Origin of the sequence: Luteibacter sp., assembly GCF_051958795.1 — a bacterium.
In the GTDB taxonomy this organism is placed as follows: domain Bacteria; phylum Pseudomonadota; class Gammaproteobacteria; order Xanthomonadales; family Rhodanobacteraceae; genus Luteibacter.
Genome location: NZ_JBQCFT010000412.1, coordinates 1 through 2,144, shown reverse-complemented (window position 1 = coordinate 2,144; position 2,144 = coordinate 1). Strand labels below are relative to the sequence as shown.

Annotated in this window: 2 protein-coding genes; both read right to left on the bottom strand. The window is 62.8% G+C overall.

Translation table 11 applies throughout. The features are described from left to right. Window positions 1-78: 78 nt before the first annotated feature. Window positions 79-1,209, bottom strand: coding sequence for a hypothetical protein (locus ACTHLF_RS20985; protein WP_440330137.1), 1,131 nt, complete (start codon window positions 1,207-1,209; stop codon window positions 79-81). A 323-nt stretch (window positions 1,210-1,532) separates the two neighbouring features. Continuing rightward, window positions 1,533-2,144, bottom strand: a 612-nt coding sequence (locus ACTHLF_RS20980) for a hypothetical protein (RefSeq protein ID WP_440330135.1), incomplete at its 5' end; no start/stop codon positions are given.

Below are 2,144 nucleotides of genomic sequence, written 5' to 3'. Positions count from 1 at the left end.
TGCCCCACTCGTCATCGGGGTTGTTCGGGTCGAACCTCGCTACCTTTCGCCATGCCGTGTCGAATACGGATGGAAGTTTCATCGAGACCTCCAGCGTTTCGTTACCGTCTCCTTGCAGATGTGCTGGAAGAGCTGCGGTTTGTTCAGGGGTTCGGCCTGGGCGTTTGGATCGGAGCTGTCGACCCACGCGTGAACCACGGCGAAAGGGTTGTACGTAATGAACCAGGCATCGGGGTACTCGACACGCGGGATGACTTGAATGGGTCCTAGCTCGCCACCCTTACACCCGGAGATAGGGAGGGTAGCCCGTGCCGTCCCGTTCGCATCGGTGACGACCTTGACCGAGCCTACGAGCCAGTTCTCGTTGTTCTTTCCCGTGTCGCGCGCGAAGATCGTCACCTCGTGGCCCGCCCCGAGTCGGGTCGTGTGGTCGCCTTCGAACGCCGTGACCTCGACCTCCATCTGTCTTGCGACATTCGCCGCTCCCGCTACGCCTGGCATCGTGCCCGGTGCAAGATGGCTGATGTTCTCCTTGCTGGAATAGCTGGATAGGACGGCGATGGCCCTGGGATCGGTCACGCTCACCTTGGATCGCGCGGCGTCCGGCGCATCGTCGCCGCGGACGGCAACAAACACCGGCCGCGACGCATCGACACGCTTCCTGTCGCCGCCCCGGAGCGTGTAAGGCGTGTTCGAGCCGTCGAGCACGTCGATGACGACGCCAACCGGCGCTTCGATCTGGATAACAGCCACCTTCTGATCCGCGCGAAACGAAATCAGGTAATTGTCGACATCGGCGGCGCTATCGAGATTGCCTTCGAAAACCTTGTTGCCCTGAATGGGTGTCGCTTTGACGATGGCATCGTTCGGCTCGTACCGATCGCTGCCTTCGGCTACCGTCGCCTGCATCTGGAACGAGGACGTCGGACCTTTGGCCGGGCGGCCAACCATGACCAGCCAGCGTGTGAGCGGACCGGTCATCCCCTGCATGATGCGATAGGTGTCGCCCGAGGCGTCGGACGCGATGGCATGCGTGCTGCCGTCCGCGTCGACGCGGACGAGGCTTACATCGTGCACTTCGCCCTGACGGAAGCCAGCGAAATTCAGGTCGAGCTTGGTCAGGGACGGAATATCCGGTGTGACGAGCTGGAAGCAAGTGAGCGTCGCATCCGCGTTGATCGATGCGTCGTAGACGGGGCCGATCTCCATGGGGTCGCAGCCGGGTACCGGCGCCGCGATGGTGGGGACGGGCGCGGCGGTTCGAGCGAAGACGCCTGGCGTGGAGAGCAACAGACCGATGGCGCTGGCGAGAACGAGAGGTCGCATGGGTGACTCCTTCGGGTGGAGTCGACACGCTAGGGAACGTGGATCGTGCCGGATGTCGGGGGACTGCGCGGGATGGTGCTCGCCGGGCAGGGCGTTGCATCGGATGTCGCGTACACCGCGTCGGGCGAGCCGCTTCCGAAGCATTTTCTTGTGGGAGCGCGCCAGCGCGCTTCCCACACTACAAGCCGCCTTCTGCCTGTGCCTTGTTAAGCGCGCGCCAACAGCGCTGGCTCCATGTGCGCTTTCGACACCTCCAGGCCTCCACCGGCCATCGGCCGATATGTTTCAACGGGCTTCACCATGTCCAGCACCTTGATGGCCGCGTATCCGTAAGGGTTGGCGTTGTACTTCTCCATATGCATCCGGAACGGCTCGGTGTCGAGGTCCGTGTCGCGTAACGCCCGCATGAGCGACATGAACTTCACATCGCGATCGACCGTGTTTTCCAGCCCGGCGATGCCACAGCGTCCAACAAACCCCGCCCCCAATTCGGTCCAGTAGGACTCGTGCTCGCGGTTGCCGTAGGTGTCGACCACCGCTTCGTTGAACATCGTGGCCCAGCTGCGCAGTTCCGGAACTTCATTGAGGCGGGCTTCGAGCCACGCGATGTCCTCGGGCCCCATGTCGGCGTCCACGACCTTCAGCAGGTCACCGTCCTTGCGAAGGTCGAATTCACGGGAAACGACATCGGGTCGCGCCACCGCCAGTCGGGCCAGGGTCGGCACAAGCGTTTCAGCGAACCCTGTGAATGTGTCCGCCATCCTGGCGCGCCCCTCGGTCATGAGCTTGAACGGGAACTTGGTGGTGAAGAAATCCTG

Bases quoted from the DNA above. Each gene is read 5' to 3' on its own strand.
- ACTHLF_RS20985 (WP_440330137.1), bottom strand. From the start codon at position 1,209: ATGGAGATCGGCCCCGTCTACGACGCATCGATCAACGCGGATGCGACG.